The 15,266-nt window shown below is 64.4% G+C and carries 18 protein-coding genes; 11 read left to right on the top strand and 7 right to left on the bottom strand.

Features of this window, described 5'->3' with window-relative positions:
- Nucleotides 1-62 precede the first annotated feature (62 nt).
- Nucleotides 63-902 carry a glycerophosphoryl diester phosphodiesterase membrane domain-containing protein gene (locus M3P36_RS07480; RefSeq protein ID WP_249702626.1) on the top strand — a complete coding sequence of 280 codons (840 nt, stop codon included), beginning with the start codon at nucleotides 63-65 and terminating at the stop codon, nucleotides 900-902.
- A gap of 26 nt (nucleotides 903-928) precedes the next feature.
- Here M3P36_RS07480 and M3P36_RS07475 read toward each other — a convergent pair whose 3' ends face one another.
- The 4 genes from M3P36_RS07475 to M3P36_RS07460 form a co-directional block, all read right to left on the bottom strand.
- Nucleotides 929-1,555, bottom strand: coding sequence for a class I SAM-dependent methyltransferase (locus M3P36_RS07475; protein ID WP_249702625.1), 627 nt, complete (start codon nucleotides 1,553-1,555; stop codon nucleotides 929-931).
- Between the two features lie 119 nt (nucleotides 1,556-1,674).
- Entirely contained in the window at nucleotides 1,675-2,016 is a 342-nt protein-coding gene (arsC, locus tag M3P36_RS07470; protein ID WP_249702624.1) for an arsenate reductase (glutaredoxin), read from the bottom strand.
- Complete coding sequence (locus M3P36_RS07465; protein WP_249702623.1) at nucleotides 2,013-2,576, bottom strand: (2Fe-2S)-binding protein; 564 nt, start codon at nucleotides 2,574-2,576, stop codon at nucleotides 2,013-2,015. The genes arsC and M3P36_RS07465 overlap by 4 nt, the downstream gene beginning before the upstream one ends.
- A 17-nt stretch (nucleotides 2,577-2,593) precedes the next feature.
- A complete protein-coding gene (locus tag M3P36_RS07460; RefSeq protein ID WP_249702622.1) occupies nucleotides 2,594-3,367 on the bottom strand; it encodes a class II aldolase/adducin family protein in 774 nt (257 codons plus the stop codon).
- A gap of 119 nt (nucleotides 3,368-3,486) precedes the next feature.
- Between M3P36_RS07460 and M3P36_RS07455 the strand changes: the two genes are divergently transcribed.
- From M3P36_RS07455 to M3P36_RS07410, 10 genes are all read left to right on the top strand, one after another.
- Complete coding sequence (locus M3P36_RS07455; protein WP_249702621.1) at nucleotides 3,487-4,032, top strand: VOC family protein; 546 nt, start codon at nucleotides 3,487-3,489, stop codon at nucleotides 4,030-4,032.
- Between the two features lie 13 nt (nucleotides 4,033-4,045).
- Nucleotides 4,046-5,323 (top strand): MFS transporter, encoded by a 1,278-nt coding sequence (locus M3P36_RS07450; RefSeq protein WP_249702620.1) that lies wholly within the window; start codon nucleotides 4,046-4,048, stop codon nucleotides 5,321-5,323.
- A gap of 64 nt (nucleotides 5,324-5,387) precedes the next feature.
- Complete coding sequence (locus tag M3P36_RS07445; protein ID WP_249702619.1) at nucleotides 5,388-5,921, top strand: 2,4'-dihydroxyacetophenone dioxygenase family protein; 534 nt, start codon at nucleotides 5,388-5,390, stop codon at nucleotides 5,919-5,921.
- Between the two features lie 14 nt (nucleotides 5,922-5,935).
- Nucleotides 5,936-6,475 (top strand): 2,4'-dihydroxyacetophenone dioxygenase family protein, encoded by a 540-nt coding sequence (locus M3P36_RS07440; protein WP_249702618.1) that lies wholly within the window; start codon nucleotides 5,936-5,938, stop codon nucleotides 6,473-6,475.
- Between the two features lie 13 nt (nucleotides 6,476-6,488).
- Nucleotides 6,489-7,058: a 2,4'-dihydroxyacetophenone dioxygenase family protein gene (locus M3P36_RS07435; protein WP_249702617.1), complete on the top strand. Its 570-nt coding sequence runs from the start codon at nucleotides 6,489-6,491 to the stop codon at nucleotides 7,056-7,058.
- On the top strand, nucleotides 7,055-7,909 hold the full coding sequence (locus M3P36_RS07430; RefSeq protein ID WP_249702616.1) for an SDR family oxidoreductase: 855 nt from the start codon (nucleotides 7,055-7,057) through the stop codon (nucleotides 7,907-7,909). Before M3P36_RS07435 ends, M3P36_RS07430 begins: the two co-directional genes overlap by 4 nt.
- 10 nt (nucleotides 7,910-7,919) lie before the next feature.
- The gene (locus M3P36_RS07425; RefSeq protein ID WP_249702615.1) at nucleotides 7,920-9,038 is read left to right on the top strand and encodes an NAD(P)-dependent alcohol dehydrogenase; all 1,119 of its coding nucleotides are present in this window, start codon (nucleotides 7,920-7,922) and stop codon (nucleotides 9,036-9,038) included.
- On the top strand, nucleotides 9,035-9,937 hold the full coding sequence (locus tag M3P36_RS07420; RefSeq protein WP_249702614.1) for an MBL fold metallo-hydrolase: 903 nt from the start codon (nucleotides 9,035-9,037) through the stop codon (nucleotides 9,935-9,937). The genes M3P36_RS07425 and M3P36_RS07420 overlap by 4 nt, the downstream gene beginning before the upstream one ends.
- Nucleotides 9,938-9,980: 43 nt before the next feature.
- Entirely contained in the window at nucleotides 9,981-10,982 is a 1,002-nt protein-coding gene (locus tag M3P36_RS07415) for an alcohol dehydrogenase catalytic domain-containing protein (RefSeq protein WP_249702613.1), read from the top strand.
- A gap of 19 nt (nucleotides 10,983-11,001) precedes the next feature.
- Nucleotides 11,002-12,366, top strand: a complete 1,365-nt coding sequence (locus M3P36_RS07410; protein ID WP_249702612.1) for an MATE family efflux transporter — start codon at nucleotides 11,002-11,004, stop codon at nucleotides 12,364-12,366.
- A 4-nt stretch (nucleotides 12,367-12,370) separates the two neighbouring features.
- Here the strand turns inward: M3P36_RS07410 and M3P36_RS07405 are convergent, their stop codons facing one another.
- From M3P36_RS07405 to M3P36_RS07395, 3 genes are all read right to left on the bottom strand, one after another.
- Nucleotides 12,371-13,162: a response regulator gene (locus tag M3P36_RS07405; RefSeq protein WP_249702611.1), complete on the bottom strand. Its 792-nt coding sequence runs from the start codon at nucleotides 13,160-13,162 to the stop codon at nucleotides 12,371-12,373.
- A gap of 313 nt (nucleotides 13,163-13,475) precedes the next feature.
- Nucleotides 13,476-13,907 (bottom strand): response regulator, encoded by a 432-nt coding sequence (locus M3P36_RS07400; protein WP_249702610.1) that lies wholly within the window; start codon nucleotides 13,905-13,907, stop codon nucleotides 13,476-13,478.
- A gap of 85 nt (nucleotides 13,908-13,992) precedes the next feature.
- Entirely contained in the window at nucleotides 13,993-15,153 is a 1,161-nt protein-coding gene (locus tag M3P36_RS07395; protein ID WP_249702609.1) for an N-acetyltransferase, read from the bottom strand.
- Nucleotides 15,154-15,266: the final 113 nt, after the last annotated feature.

Below are 15,266 nucleotides of genomic sequence, written 5' to 3'. Positions count from 1 at the left end.
GTTGCGTGCAACCTGTTGACCGGCTTATCAAGCGCAAAGGCGATCGAAGGGACGAATGAACAATGGCAATCAAGCTGGACATGGGCCGGGCATGGAATGATGCGGTCGCCATGCTTTCCGCCAACCGGCAGGTCGTGGCAGTCGTTGCAGGGGTGTTCTTCCTGCTGCCCAACGTCGCCATGTCGCTATTCGCTCCGCAGGCACCAGCTGCGGCAACACCCCCTCCGGGCGTTCAGGCCAACCCGGATCAGGTCATGGCCCAGCTTTCCGCCGAGATGGGCGCCTGGTTCCAGGACGTATGGTGGATGTTCCTTCTGATCGGCCTGGCGCAGGCCATCGGCACCATTGGCCTGCTGGCCCTGCTGACCGACCGCTCCCGCCCCACGGTGGGCGAAGCGCTGGGCTTCGGCCTGCGCGCCTTGCCGACCTACATCGCCACCCAGCTTATCATCGTCTTCGGCTACCTGGCCTTGGCCATGGTCTTCCTGCTGCTGGCATCGGCCTCGCCGGTGGCGGCTGGCATCGCGGGACTGATCCTGCTGGTCGGCCTGGTCTATGCGATGATCAAGCTCATCCTGGTAACGCCGGTCATCGGGATCGAACGCGAGATGAACCCGCTCACCGCGCTCAAGCGATCGTGGCGGCTGACCAAGAGCAACTCGCTGAGGATCTTCGGCTTCATCCTGCTGCTGATCGTGGCGTTCCTCGTCATTTCGCTAGTTGCCGGCATGGTGTTCGCGGCGGCTTCACTACTGGGCGAGGAAGTCGGACTGATCGTCAGCGCGGTCGGCGGCGGGGTGCTGACCATGGGCCTGGTGGCAGTAATGGTCGCGGTGCTGGCAGCGATCCACCGCCAGTTGTCCGGCGCTGTCCCTGGCGGGGCGACCGCAGTGTTCGACTAGGCTGTTCGACTGGCGGCTAAACCAGCCTAGTCCTGCCAGCCCCAGGCAAGCAGGCAGCGCGGGATATTGGCCCAGACCTTGGCCGTTTCCACGCGCGGGAAATGGCGCATGGTGAACTCGAGTGCGGAGTGCCTGTACTGGTATGTCAGGAAGGCCCCGCCCTGGCGGATGACCCGCGCCGTGGCAGCGACAATCGCCTGTCCCACGCCATCCGGCAGGGTGGAAAACGGCAGGCCAGACAGCACGTAGTCCGCCTTGTCGTGGCCGATCGAGCGGACGATTTCCTCCACATCCTCGGCCGAACCGAGCACTGCGTGGAACCGGCTGTCGGTAATCGTGCGGCGCAGATAATCAATGTATAGCGGGTTGGTGTCGATCACCAGCAGTTCGCCGTCGCGCGGCAGGCGGTCGAGCACCGGCTGGCAGAAGGTGCCCACGCCGGGGCCATATTCGATGAACAGGCGGGTGCTGGGCCAATCGACCCGCGACAGCATGGCCTTGACCACCGCCGGGCTAGAGGGGAGCATGGCGCCGACCATGCGCGGATGCTCGAGGAAGCCCTGGAAGAAAACCCCTGCCGGGCCCATCGCACGCGTGATCCTGCCCAGCAGGCGCGGCAACACCCGCTGTTCGGCCAGTTCATTGCCATTCATAGGAAAATTGCCTGCTCCTGCAACGTGTCGACGCCTGTGCGCCTATGAGGATTGCCAGCGAGATTGCAAATGTGCAGCCGCTTGGCAATGGCTTGTCGGCGATCTGTCCCGAAAGACAGTCACATGATCTCCTGCAGTTGTTCGGTCGGACGGCCCAGCCGCACGCCTTTGCCCGTCTCTACCAAGGGCCGCTCGATCAGCGACGGATCTGCCGCCATGGCATCGAGCACCTCGTCAGCCGAGGCGTTTGGCAAGCCACGCGCCACTGCATCAGTGCCGGTAATGCGCAGCCCTTGGGCTGGTTCCATCCCCGCTGATGCATAGAGCCGGGCCAGAGTGGCGCGCGTAGGCGGATCGCGCAGGTATTCGATCACGTCCACCTCGTATCCGTTGTCCCGCAGCAATTGCAGCGCATTGCGCGACTTGCTGCAGCGCGGATTGTGCCAGATGGTCGCTTTCATTCTGCTTCCTCCATCGACGCTGCATCGCCCGTTCCCATCGCCGGGACCGCGCGGGCGGCATCAGCCGGATCGATGCCGGGAGCGGGCGCGGCACTGATCCGTTCGCGCCGACGCGCCACCCGCCCGGCGCGCTGGATTGCAGAGACCAGCCGGGGATAGACTCCGCAGCGGCACAGGTTGGGCACGGCGGCCACGATGTCCTCCTCGCTGGGCGAGGGATTGCGCGCCAGTAGCCCCGCCGCCGCGATCACTATGCCCGGCGTGCAGAACCCGCACTGGATCGCCTGTTCGGCCACCATGGCCTGCTGCACCGGATGGCTGCGATCGCGGCTCAGGCCTTCGATGGTGGTAACAAACCGCCCCTCCGCCTCGGCCAGGGTGACAAGGCAGCTACGCAGTGCCTCGCCATCGATCAGCACCATGCAGGCGCCGCAGTCGCCCACCCCGCAGCCGTATTTGGTGCCGGTGAGGTTGGCCGCATCGCGCAGCGCCCACAACAGGGGCGTCTGCGAATCCATGTCGAACATGACCGGCCGGTCGTTGACGGTGAGCGCAGGCATCGCGAGTCAGGCTTGCCTCAGTTGCGCCAGGAGGAATCGATCTTGTCGATCCGCCGGGTCCAGGCCTTGAAATCAAGCTTGCCGAAATCGTCCACCAGCATCAGGTCGCGGTCGCGCTGGTGGACCTCGATCACTTCGGGCGGCACGGTAATCGCCTCGCCCATCGACAGGGTCTTCACCTGCACCTCGCAGGCGCGCTGGAACATGTAATAAAGGAAGAACATCTCGTAGATGGTCTTGCCCATCAGCACCGGGCCGTGGTTGCGCAGCATCAGCACCTGCCGGTTGCCAAGGTTGCGCACCAGCCGCTCGCCCTCTTCCGCGCGCACGGTGATGCCTTCGAAATCGTGGTAGCCGACGAGGCCCTCGAAGAAGCACGAATAGAAATTGGTCGGCTGCAGCCCTTCCTTCGAACAGCATACCGCCATGGTATCGGGCGTGTGGGTGTGGACAATGGCATGGGCCCAGTCGAGCGCCTTGTGGAAGGTGGCGTGCTGGGTAAAACCGGCCAGGTTCACATGGTGCTCGCTGGGGGCCAGCTTGTTGCCCTCGCCATCGATCTTGATGAGGTTCGACGCGGTCACCTCGTCCCACATCAGGCCGAAAGGGTTGATCAGGAAGGCATCGCGTTCTCCCGGAATGCGCAGGGTGATGTGGTTGTAGATGCCTTCGCACCAGCCCATGTGATCGAAGATGCGATAGCAGGCGGCAAGCTCCAGCCGCGCCTGCCATTCTTCGGCGGAACAATCCATCGGCGGCTTGTCGGTTGCGGGTTTCAACTGGGTGGCCATGTGCATCTTTCCTCTACTCTCCTGCCGCGTTGTTAGCACAGCGAGATTGACTTTGTCAGCGCGATTGGCGAGCCACGGGGAGGCTTGACCGGAAAATACCGGCGGCAGGGGAGGATTCGATGGCAGCAGAGCTGGGCTTCGGCCAGCCGATGGGAGGCGTCGCGCAGACGGCCTTTATCGTGCCCGATCTCCCCACCGCGATCTGCCACTGGGTGGCCGACATGGGCGCGGGGCCGTTCTTCGTGTTGCCCAACCTGCTGGTGCCGGGCCAGACCTATCGCGGAAGCCCGAGCACCGCCGATGTCACCCTGGCCATGGGTTTTGCCGGCCACATGATGATCGAGCTGATCCAGCCGCTGGACGACAACCCCAGCGTCTATCGCGAAACCATCGCGCTGCGTGGGTACGGCTATCACCACGTCGGCATTGCCTGCGACGATGTGGAGGCCGCCAGCCGCGCATACCAGCAGCGTGGCTATGTCGAAGCCTATCGCGCTGCCGTGCCGACGGGCGGCGAAGTGGTCTATCTCGACAACGGCACCGGGCGATCGCTCGGCTTCATCGAACTCTTGCCGGTAACCCCCGGCATGGACGAAACCTTCACCCGCTTCTGGGAAGCGAGCCGCCAATGGGACGGCCGCGACCCCATCCGACCTTTCGCCTGAGGACCCAAGAAACATGGCCACCACGACCGACACCGCACCACGCCAGGCCAACTGGCAGAAGAATTCGCCCGGCTACCAGTTCCTGCTGGTATTCCTGCTGAGCATCAACTTCGGCATCGTGTTCTTCGACCGGCAGGCGCTCAATGTGCTGATGCCGATGGGGGTGGAGGAAGAGCTGGGGCTGTCGGGCACCCAGATCGGCTTGCTGGCCGGCGGCCTCAGCTTCAGCTGGGCCATCGCCGCCTTCTTCGTGGGCAAGCTGTCTGACAGCCTGGGCAAGCGCAAGATCCTGCTGATCATCGCCACCATCGCTTTCTCGCTCTGTTCGTTCCTGTCGGGCCTGGCCACCAGCTTCCTGTTCCTCTTTGCCGCCCGCCTGCTGATGGGCGCGGCCGAAGGTGGCGTGATGCCGATCAGCCATGCCATGGTGGCAAGCGAAGTGAACCCGGCGCGGCGTGGCCTTGCGCAGGGCGTGGCGCAGAACCTTGGTTCCAACCTGCTGGGCAGCTTTGCCGCGCCGGTGGTGCTGGTCGCCTTTGCCACAATGTTCAGCTGGCGCGAGGCGTTCTACCTTGCCGCCTTGCCCGGCCTGGTGTCGGCGGCACTGATCTGGTTCATGCTGCGCGAGCCCGAGCCCGCCCCCACCCCCACGGCAGCCGAAGCCGCCGACAAGCTGTCGATCATGGATGCGCTGAAGGTCCGCAACATGTGGATCTGCGTGGTCGTGGGCGTGCTGATGGTGGCACACTTCGTCATCACCTGGGCTTTCATGCCGCTCTATCTGGTTCAGGGCAAAGGCATGGATCCCACCACGATGAGCTGGGTGATGGGCAGCCTCGGCATTGCTGCGGCGATCTATTCCATCGTCATTTCGGGCCTGTCGGACATTATCGGCCGCAAGCCGGTGATGGTGGTGCTGCCGTTCCTGTCGATCGCCGGCCCGCTGGGCGCGCTCTATTTCGACGGGCCGGTGCTGATCCTGGTGGCGATCTTCTTCGTCGGCTGGGCGGTCAACGGCATCTTCCCGATCTTCATGGCCACGATCCCTTCGGAGACCTTCAGCGCCCGCCACCATGCCACGGTGCTGGGCCTTGCCATGGGTAGCTGCGAAGTGCTGGGAGGCGTGTTCGGCCCGCCGGTCGCAGGCATGCTCAACGATACCTTCGGCCTGCCCACCTTCCTGTGGGTGCTGATGGGCCTGGCGCTGGTCAGCGGCTTTGTCGCCATGGGCCTGAAGGAAACGGCACCTGCCGTGCTGGCAAAGCGAGGACTCCCTTCCGTCGCATCGTAACGGCTGTTAGGGTGACGGCTGAATAACAGCGAGTCCCGCCAAAGGGACCGATAGGAGAGCGCACATGCCTGAAGCACCCACTACCGAGCCGTGGGCCGGTACCCCGCCCGTTCCGCATTCCCTGCGGCCCGGTGCCATGCCCGAAGCCTATATGGCCAAGATTGCCGAGGGTGATCCCAAGTACTGGGTGCCCATCGTGGACGATGTCTATTCCAAGCCCGTGTGGATCAGTCCCACGCTGAACATGTGGGCCGACGTGCTGATGGCCACCAAGCCGTGCATCGTGAACCGGCATTATCACCCCAAGCCCATCTGGGCCTACACCATCAGCGGCAAGTGGGCCTATCTGGAGCACGACTGGACCGCCACGGCGGGCGATTTCATCTACGAGACACCCGGCGAAAGCCACACCCTGGTCGCTTACGAGCACCCTGACCCGATGAAGGTATTTTTCGTCGTGTCAGGCCCGCTAATGTGGCTCGACGAACAGGGCAACACGGTCGGCCATTTCGACGTGTTCGACTACATGAAGATGGCCCGCGACCATTACGACGCTGTCGGCATCGGTGCCGACTATGTCGATACATTGATCCGCTAAGGGAGAATCCTGCAATGGCTACCAAATTGAAAGCCCCGCCGTCCGACACCAAGGAAATCGTCGATGTGCCATGGGCCTATCGCGAGACCGTGGCCCGCCTCAGCCCCGGCGGACGCTATGTCGATGCCGAGACCGATGTGGATTCCCCGTGGGTTCCCTTCGGCGACAATGCCGCGATCAAGCACCTGAGCTTCGATGTGCGCACCAACACCTATTCCAACATCCTGTGGATGAAGGGCCCGGGTACCATCGGCACCCACCTGCATCGCGGCACGGTGACCATGGTCACGCTGACGGGGTCGGTCCGCTATCTGGAATATGATTGGCTCGGCACGCCGGGCGGCCTGATCCTGGAGACCCCGGGCGAGGCGCACACGCTGGTCACCGAACATCCCGAAGGCTGCAAGCTGTTCGGCTGGATGAACGGCCCGATCGAATTCTACGATGCCCAGGGCACCTACCTGGACACGGTCGATGTGTGGTGGTTCATCGAACACTACGAGAACCACTGCAAGGAACACGGCATCCCGCTCAACCCCAAGCTGTACCTGTAAGGGAGAAGCAAACATGGCCACGCAGGAAAAATCCAAGCCCAAATCATCTCTGGGCGGAATCAAGGCCCCGCCTTCGGGCGCGTTCAAGATCGTTTCGGTGCCCGAGCCCCACGCCAACATGCTCGACAAGTATTGCGTGTCGGGCACCTATGTCGGCCTGTCGGAGGAGGAGAGCCCGTGGGTTCCCTTCGGCGACAACGCCGCCATCCGTCACCTGGCCTTCGATGTGCGCAACAACGTCTATGCCAACGTGCTGTGGATCAAGAGCCCCGGCGTGATCGGCACGCACAAGCATCGCGGCATGGTCTGGGCGATCGGGCTGGAAGGCAGCTTCCGCTATCTCGAATATGACTGGGTCTGCCGCCCCGGCGAATTCATCACCGAATTCCCCGGCCACGCGCACACCCTCGTCACCGACGAGCCCGATGGCATGAAGGCCTTCTTCTGGATGCAGGGCGCCAACGAGTTCTACGACGACCAGGGCAACTTCGTCGAAACGCTCGATGTGTGGTGGTTCATGAACCACTACGAGACCTACTGCAAAGAGAACGGGCTGGAGATCAACCGGCAGCTCTATCTGTGAGCAGCGAACCCAAGACCCTCGACCAGTTCGACCTGACCGGCCGTTCGGGCCTTGTTACTGGCGCGGCGTCGGGCATCGGCCTCGCCTATGCCGAAGTGCTGGCCGAGGCGGGGGCGAAGGTCACCCTGACCGATATCGATGCCGAGGGTGCGGCGCGCGAATGTGCCCGGCTGGTGGACCAGGGCTATGATGCGCGGTGGGATAGCTGCGACGTGTCGAAGCTGGCCGAAGTCGCCCGCGCTTTCGACCATCACGTAGCGGCCTATGGCGGATGCGACATTGCCTTTGCCAATGCCGGGCTGGATGTCGGCAACGGCTTCTGGACGCCCGAAGGCGCGCGCAATCCCGATGGCCAGATCGATGTCTACGATCCTGACCGCTGGTACAAGTCCATCGGCATCAACCTGAACGGCGTGTTCCACACCGTGCGCGAGGCGGCGCGGGTGATGAAGGCAAATACGGCTCGGCGGGGAGGTTCCATCGTCATCACCAGCAGCAATGCGGCCGAGGTGAACGAGGCGATTGTCGGCGTGCCCTATATGGCGGCCAAGGCGGGCGTGAAGCACTTCATGCGCCATGCCGCCTATGAACTGGCTGCCTATGGCATCCGCGTCAACGCCATCGCGCCCGGGCCCTTCGTGACCAATATCGGCGATGGCTGGGTCAAGAAGAACCCCGCCGCCAAGGCCGCATGGGACGAAATGGTGCCGGTGGGCCGCATGGCCGAAACCTACCAGATCAAGCCGCTCGCCCTGCTGCTGGCGAGCGATGCAGGCAGTTACATGACCGGCGCCCACGTAATGATCGACGGGGGCATGCAGCTTGGCTCCGTCAAGCCGCTGAACGATTGAGGACAAGACAATGACCACCACCGCCAATGCCGCCATCTGCCGCGGGCACGACCATCCCTTCACCATCGAACCCGTTGAACTGGCGGACCTTGCGGCGGACGAAATCCTCGTGCGCGTGGTCGCCTGCGGGATCTGCCACACCGACCTTGCCGTGCGCGATGCGCAGCTGCCGGTGCCGCTGCCGGTGGTGCTGGGGCATGAGGGCGCAGGCATCGTGGAAGCCGTGGGCAGCGGGGTCACCGGAACCAAGCCGGGCGACCGCGTGGTGATGAGCTTCAATTCCTGCGGCACCTGCCCCAGTTGCGATGTCGACGCGCCGACCTATTGCTACAACTTCTTCCCGCACAACTGGAGCGGCACGCGAGCCGATGGCACGCCGACGATGCGCTACAAGGGCGAGCCGATGGCGGCCAACTTCTTCGGCCAGTCCACTTTCGCCAGCCACGCCATTGCGCATGACCGCAACACCTTTGTCCTGCCGTCACGCTTCGATGGCATCCCGCTCGACATGATTGCCCCCATCGGCTGCGGCTTGATGACGGGCGCTGGCGCCGTGCTCAACGCCATGCAGGTGCGCGCAGGCCTGCCGATTGCCGTGTTCGGCAGCGGCACGGTGGGCATGGCGGCGATCATGGCGGCGAAGATTGTCGGCGCAAACCCGATCATCGCGGTCGACGTGAACGACGAGCGACTGGCGCTGGCGAAGGAACTGGGCGCGACCCATGCCTTCAATGCCAGGGACGATGCCGTGGGCAAGATCAAGGAGCTGGTGCCGCAGGGCCTCGGCTATGCCTTCGATACCACCGGCATCAACAAGGTGATCGAGGATGCGTGGAACCTCCTCGCGCCAAAGGGCATCTGCGGCATCGTCGGCGCGAGTGATCCGGCGGACAACCTGACCTTCAACGAAGCGGCCTTCATGGGCGGCGGGCGCACAGTGATGGGCATCCTGGGCGGCAACAGCGATGGCGCTCCGTTCCTGCTCGAACTGCTCGACCATCACCTGGCGGGACGTTTCCCGTTCGACAAGCTGATCGGCCATTTCGACTTCAGCGAGATCAACGAGGCGATCGAGGCGAGCGAGGCGGGCCATGTGGTGAAGCCCGTGTTGCGGATTTCGGCCGAATGATCGGGCGGCTGGTCGGGCGGGCGCTGCTGACGCTGGCAGCCCTGCTGCTGGCCGCACCCGCCACCGCGCAGCAAGCCGCGCCGCCGCTGACATTGGAAATATTGCGGACCAGCGAAGGTTCGCTCCACGTCAATTCCGCGCTCATCATGGGTGAGCGGGAGGCCGTGCTGGTCGATCCGCCGTTCACCCTGGCCGATGCCCACCGGGTGGCGGGAATGGTGCTGGATAGCGGCAAGGTGTTGACCCACATCTTCGTCACCCACGACCATCCCGATCACTTCTTCGCCATGGAAGTGCTGACAGAAGCATTCCCTAATGCCCGCGTCGTGGCCCACCCCACAGTGGTGGCCGACATCTGGCGTTCGCTGCCGTTCAAGGTTGTCCGCTGGAGTCCGATGCTGGGAGCCAATGGTCCGGCCTACCCGTCCGCCCCGCAGGCGCTGGAAAGCGATGTGATCCTGCTGGAAGGGCACGAGTTGCGCGTGCTGGGGCCGATGCAGGGCGACCACCGCCATTCCACCGTCCTGTGGATTCCGGCCATCCGCGCCCTCGTGGCAGGCGATATCGTGTTCAACGAGGTCCACCTGTGGCTGGGCGAGCATGATGCCACTGCCGTTGCGGCATGGGGCGATACGGTGGAGCAATTGCTGGCGCTCGATCCCGCCATCGTGGTGGCCGGCCACGCCCGCCCCGGCTTGCCTGACGATGTGTCCGGGCTGCATTTCACGCAGCGTTACCTTGCCGCCTGGCCGCAACTGGTCGCGCAATCGAACTCTGCGGCAGATATGCAGGCCCGCGTGCGCGCGGCGTTCCCCACCACGATAGACGTGCTGGACAACTTCATCCTGGTCAATTCCACCGAAGTGGCCAAAGGCGAACAGCCGATCTGGGCCGAATAGTCCGATCTAAACCGAATAAGACTGGCAAAAGGATTCCTGGCGCATGAAGGCCGTCACCTTCCAAGGCCTGCACACGCCGCTGGCGTTCGAGCAGATTGCCGACCCAACCCCCGGTGCGGGCGAGCTGGTGGTCAAGGTCGGCCGCTGCGGCATCTGCGGCAGCGACCTGCACATGACCGAGGACGCCGCCTATGGCTGCAGCAAGGGCGACGTGCTGGGGCATGAATTCGCGGGCGAGGTGGTGGCGCTGGGCAAGGGCACCGCTGGACCCAAGGTGGGCGACCTCGTCAGCGTTATTCCGCTGAAGAGCTGCGGCACCTGCGAGCACTGCCTGAAGGGCGAGGTCCAATGGTGCGCAAACTTCGGCCTACAGGGCGGCGGCTATGCCGAATATGCCGTGACCCGTCCAAACCAGTGCGTGCCGCTGCCTTCGGGCCTGACCCTGGCCGATGGCGCGCTGATCGAACCGCTGGCTGTTGCGCTCCACGGCGTGAACCTGTCGGGCCTGAAGGCGGGTGACAAGGTGCTGGTGCTGGGTGCAGGCCCCATCGGCTTGGCGGTCGCTTACTGGGCGCGGCGCATGGGGGCAGGCCGCGTGGCGGTGCAGGACATCTCTCCCTTCCAGCAGGGCCGGGCCGGGGACATGGGGGCCGATGCCTTCGTGGTCGATCCGGCAGACCCGGTGGGCAGCGCCGAACGCGCGCTGGGCGGCAAGGCCGACATCGTGTTCGAATGCGTCGGTATTCCCGGCCTCATCGCCCAAGCGGTGGACCAGGTGCGCCCGCGCGGCACGATCCTGCTGCTGGGCCTGTGCACCAAACCCGATACGTTCAATTCCTTCGCCATGCTGAGCAAGGAGGTGCGCCTCGTCACCAGCGCCTTCTTCACCGTGCCGGAATACGAGGCGGCATTGAAAGCACTGGAACAGGGCGCGGTCGAGCCCCGCATAATGGTGACCGACACGATCAGCCTTGCAGATGTGCCGACGATCTACGAAAGCCTCAAGCGCCGCACCGAGCAATGCAAGGTAATGATCGCCCCATGACCACACGCCCGATCCTGCGATGAGCCAGAAGGCGCGGTTGACGCGCGGCTCCATCGCCGGACACCTGGTGCGCCAGACCGTGCCGATGATCGTGGGCGTGACCGCGATCATGTCGATCGGACTGGTCGATGCCTATTTCACCGGCTGGCTCGGCCCGACCGAACTGGCCGCGATGAGCTTCATCTTTCCCGCCACCGCCGCGCTGTCCAGCCTGGGCGTGGGGGTGATGGCGGGCACCAGCTCGGTCGTGTCCCGCGCCATCGGGGCGGGCGAGGACCAGCGGGCGCACCGCTGCGCTGCGCTCGGCATCGTCCTGGGGTTGGTCACGGGTATTGCCATCGCCGTGCTGCTGGCGCTGCTGCATGACAACCTGTTCGGCCTGATGGGGGCAGACGGTGAGATGCTGCGGCATATCTCGGCCTATATGCTGCCCTATGCACTGGGCTTTCCGCTGCTGCTGACCATTTCCGGCATGAACGGGGTTTTGCGAGCACAGGGCGCGGCAACGCGCAGCACCATGGTCTCGATCACCTTTGCCGCCGCCAATGTGGCGCTGACCCCGCTGTTCATCCGCGGCGGTTTCGGCATCCCGGCGTTTGGCATGGCGGGCGCGGCCTATGGCACGATCGGCGGGTGGATCGTAGGCGCGGGCGTGGGGCTGTGGATGGTGCAGAAGGGCGAAGTGCCGTTCCGCCCGGCCATGCTGGCAGGCGGCCACTGGCTGGCGAGCGTGCGTCAGGTGCTACGCGTGGCCCTGCCCGCCGCCTTCACCAATTCGATCAACCCCATCGGCCTTGCCGTGATGACCGCCTTCCTCGCAGGCGCGGGCGAGGCGGCCGTGGGCGGCTTCGGCGTGGGCGGCAGGTTGCAGGTGCTGGCGGTAGTGCCACTGCTCGGCCTGTCAGGCTCCATCGGGGCCATCGTGGGCCAGAACTGGGGCGCGGGAATGCCCGACCGGGCGCGGCTGGCCATGGTCCAGGCGGGCGCGTTCTGCGTGGTCTATGGCCTTATCGCCGCCCTTGCCCTCTATGCCGGGCGGGGCTGGCTGGCCGCCCAGTTCAGCGACGATCCGGCCACCATTGCCGCCGCCATGCGCTACCTTGAGATCGCGGTCTGGGGCTATGCCGCCTATGGCCTGTTCATCATGGGCAACGGTGCGTTCAATGCGCTCGACCATGCTTCCACCGCACTCGGGCTGTCATTGGCGCGGGTGCTGCTGGTGATGGTGCCCTTCGCCATGCTGTTCCAGCCCCTGTGGGGAGCAGACGCGGTCTATGGCGCGGAACTGCTCGCCAACCTGCTGGGCGGCGCCGTGTCGATGGGGCTGGCGTGGTATTTCCTGTCGCACCGCGCCAAGGCGGCGGCGGCACGACAGGGAACCTAGGTGGTCAGAGCGGGCGGCTGGATCCGAAGAACAGCGCCTGGCTGATCGCGGCTTTCACCGTGTCTTCCTGGAACGGCTTGGTGATGAGATAGGTCGGCTCGGGCCGGTTGCCGGTCAGCAGGCGTTCGGGATAGGCCGTGATGAAGATCACCGGCACCGTGGCAATCGCCAGGATATCGTCCACTGCATCAAGGCCGGACGAGCCATCGGCCAGCTGGATATCGGCCAGCACCAGGCCCGGCGTCTGCCTGGACACGACTTCGACCGCCTGGGTGCGGGTGGCCGCCGTGCCGCAGATTTCGTGGCCCAGCGAGGAAACGAGATCTTCCAGCTGCATCGAGATCAGCGGCTCGTCCTCGATGATGAGGACTGACGTGGTGCTCTCGCGGTCGATCTCGGCCACGGCCTCGCGCACCAGTTCGCGCACTTCGTCCTCGCTGACTTCCATCACCTTGGCTGCTTCGGCAGGCGCGAAATCCTCCACCGTGGTCAGCAACAGCGCCTGGCGGTTGAGCGGGGTGATCTTGCTCAATTGGCCCTGTGCCGCCAGTTCGTGCAGCGAAGCATCGCGCGGATCGCCGACAGTTTCCAGATAGGCGCTGGCCCACAGCTTGGTGAATGCGGCATAGAGCGGCACGCGCCCGCCGCGCAGGCTGTCAGCCAGTGCAGAATCGGCCAGGGCGGCCTCCAGCGTCGCTTTGACGAACGCATCGCCAGTGGACTGCGAACCCGTGAGCGCGCGCGCATAGCGCCGCAGGAACGGAAGATGAGCGGCTACTTCGGCCCCAATAGACATGATTATACCCTTCCCGGTCAGATGGTCGCCTTTCAAACGCACAAGCGCCGCAACGGTTCCAAAAGCAAGACAGAACAGGACATTCGTGGGCAGAGGTGATGGGAGAGGAATTTTTTGCGAAATTTTTGGTGCCCTGCGGGAACCCCGCACCGACGTTGCCGTTATCCCTATGTCACCGCCGAGACACCCCCCTCCCGTCCAAGCCGACGGTGACACGATCCCCAGGCCCCCGCTCCACCGAGCGGGGGCCTTTTTCTTTGTTCGTTTTGGATGGGCGAGGCGGAACTATGGCGGGTGCGGGCTCGGCTACGCGTTACCGCAACGCGTCGCGCAGGCGCTCGATCAGGCCGGTCTTCTTCTGGTTGAGCAGGACATCGGCGAGGTGGCGCGAATCATACGGCTTTTCGAACACCGGCCCCAGCTCGCGGATGGCGGGCGGGATGTCCTCCGGCGATCCGGTGGAGAAGGCGATGCGCGGCAGGCGCGTGGCCAGCATGCCCGCCAGTTCGGCCAGCGCCCAGCCATCGTCCCGGTCGGCCAGATGCACATCAAGGATGATCGCATCGGGGCGCGACTGTTCGAGATAAGCGAGGGCAGCCGCCATGGTGGGGCAAATGACCACTTCGCGTGCGCCGGCATCGAGCAGGGCCGCTTCAAGGTCCAGCGCCAGCACGGGATCGTCCTCGACCAGCAGCACCCGCTGCCCGCCTCGCTTTGACCGTTTTGTCGCAATTGCGCTTACCATCGGAACCCCCGGGGACAGTGGCTGCCCCCACCTGCCTGTTCAAACCCTGCCTGCCGCTCTCCGGTTCCCATTGCTGCGTCGCGATTTACAGCGCCTTGGAATAGATCCGGTATTCGCGGTTCATCTTCGCGGCGATGGCATCGGCAATGGCGACCATGCCCTGGTTGTCTTCCAGCACCCAGCCCACTTCTGCCCGTCGCGCGCCGTGCTTTTCCACGGCATAGCGGCGGATATATTCGATCATCATGAAGGCCAGCTGGCTGGCCATGCGGCTGTTCTGGTATTTCTTCACCACGCCCATCAGGGGCACGCGGAAATTGGGGCTCTGCGGATTGCGTAGCCACCACAGCAGCCTGGCCCAGTTGAACGGGAACAGCCGCCCGTTCATGTGGATCAGCTTCTGGTTCACGTCCGGCCAGGCAAGCATGAAAGCGGCAGGCTCGCCATCCACCTCGGCGATCATGTTGGCGCCTTCCAGGATAATTGGCTTCAGCTTCTTACCGCCATAGGCTTTCTCGGTCTCGGTGAAGGGCACGAAGCCCCAGTTGCTCGACCATGCCTCGTTGAGGATCGACAGGATGACCGCCGCCTCCTCGTCAAAGCGCGACTTGTCCACCGGGCGGACGCGGATCTTGCTGCCCTTCTCGCCCAGCGCCACGATGCGGTTGACCAGTTCGGGAAAACCCTTTTCGACCGAATGAAGGTCGTAGGTGTAGAGCTTCTTGGCGACATCATAGCCGAAACTCTCGATCCAGCCCTGGTAGTGCGGTTTGTGATGCCCCATCATGATCATCGGCGGATGGTCGTGGCCGTGGGTCAGCAGGCCCGGCTCCTCCCACACCGAGAGGCTGATCGGGGCGAGCACGCGGGTCATCCCCTCGCCGCGCAGCCAGTCTTCCGCCCGAGCGATCAGGGCCAGCGCCACATCCTCGTTGTCCGCTTCCAGCAGGCCCCAGTTGCCGGTGCCCGGACCCATGCCCTGTTCGGGCGGCTGCTGCAGCGCCAGTTCGTCGATATGGGCCGATATGCGCCCCACCACCTTGCCATCGCGGCGGGCGAGGAAATACTGCACGCGGGCATGTTCGTGGAACGGGTTGCGCCCGGGGGTGAGCAGTTCGACCATGTCGGCGCGCAGGGGCGGCACCCAGTTGGGATCGTCGGCGTTCAGCCGGTAAGCCAGTTCTATGAACGCAGTAAGGTCGCCCTTGCCCGAAACGGGTGCGATAACTATTTTAGCCGAAACCACCGCTTTACCGCCCTCATGCCGATCTGCCTGTTCATTCGCGGTTAGCCCTGCTTATGCTTTGGGCCAAGTGTCAATGATGCCGCCCAAGATCGCTTGATGTGCGACAAGGCGGC

Origin of the sequence: Altererythrobacter sp. KTW20L (assembly GCF_023501975.1) — a bacterium.
Classification (GTDB): domain Bacteria; phylum Pseudomonadota; class Alphaproteobacteria; order Sphingomonadales; family Sphingomonadaceae; genus Alteraurantiacibacter.
Note: the sequence above shows the minus strand (reverse complement) of the source record. Positions and strands in the feature narration are given on the sequence as shown.

Coding starts and splice junctions, on each gene's coding strand:
- M3P36_RS07455 (WP_249702621.1), top strand. CDS start 3,487: ATGGCAGCAGAGCTGGGCTTCGGCCAGCCGATGGGAGGCGTCGCGCAG.
- M3P36_RS07420 (WP_249702614.1), top strand. CDS start 9,035: ATGATCGGGCGGCTGGTCGGGCGGGCGCTGCTGACGCTGGCAGCCCTG.
- M3P36_RS07445 (WP_249702619.1), top strand. CDS start 5,388: ATGCCTGAAGCACCCACTACCGAGCCGTGGGCCGGTACCCCGCCCGTT.
- M3P36_RS07400 (WP_249702610.1), bottom strand. CDS start 13,907: ATGGTAAGCGCAATTGCGACAAAACGGTCAAAGCGAGGCGGGCAGCGG.
- M3P36_RS07465 (WP_249702623.1), bottom strand. CDS start 2,576: ATGCCTGCGCTCACCGTCAACGACCGGCCGGTCATGTTCGACATGGAT.
- M3P36_RS07450 (WP_249702620.1), top strand. CDS start 4,046: ATGGCCACCACGACCGACACCGCACCACGCCAGGCCAACTGGCAGAAG.
- M3P36_RS07415 (WP_249702613.1), top strand. CDS start 9,981: ATGAAGGCCGTCACCTTCCAAGGCCTGCACACGCCGCTGGCGTTCGAG.
- M3P36_RS07405 (WP_249702611.1), bottom strand. CDS start 13,162: ATGTCTATTGGGGCCGAAGTAGCCGCTCATCTTCCGTTCCTGCGGCGC.
- M3P36_RS07480 (WP_249702626.1), top strand. CDS start 63: ATGGCAATCAAGCTGGACATGGGCCGGGCATGGAATGATGCGGTCGCC.
- M3P36_RS07475 (WP_249702625.1), bottom strand. CDS start 1,555: ATGAATGGCAATGAACTGGCCGAACAGCGGGTGTTGCCGCGCCTGCTG.
- M3P36_RS07460 (WP_249702622.1), bottom strand. CDS start 3,367: ATGGCCACCCAGTTGAAACCCGCAACCGACAAGCCGCCGATGGATTGT.
- M3P36_RS07410 (WP_249702612.1), top strand. CDS start 11,002: ATGAGCCAGAAGGCGCGGTTGACGCGCGGCTCCATCGCCGGACACCTG.
- M3P36_RS07440 (WP_249702618.1), top strand. CDS start 5,936: ATGGCTACCAAATTGAAAGCCCCGCCGTCCGACACCAAGGAAATCGTC.
- arsC (WP_249702624.1), bottom strand. CDS start 2,016: ATGAAAGCGACCATCTGGCACAATCCGCGCTGCAGCAAGTCGCGCAAT.
- M3P36_RS07425 (WP_249702615.1), top strand. CDS start 7,920: ATGACCACCACCGCCAATGCCGCCATCTGCCGCGGGCACGACCATCCC.
- M3P36_RS07435 (WP_249702617.1), top strand. CDS start 6,489: ATGGCCACGCAGGAAAAATCCAAGCCCAAATCATCTCTGGGCGGAATC.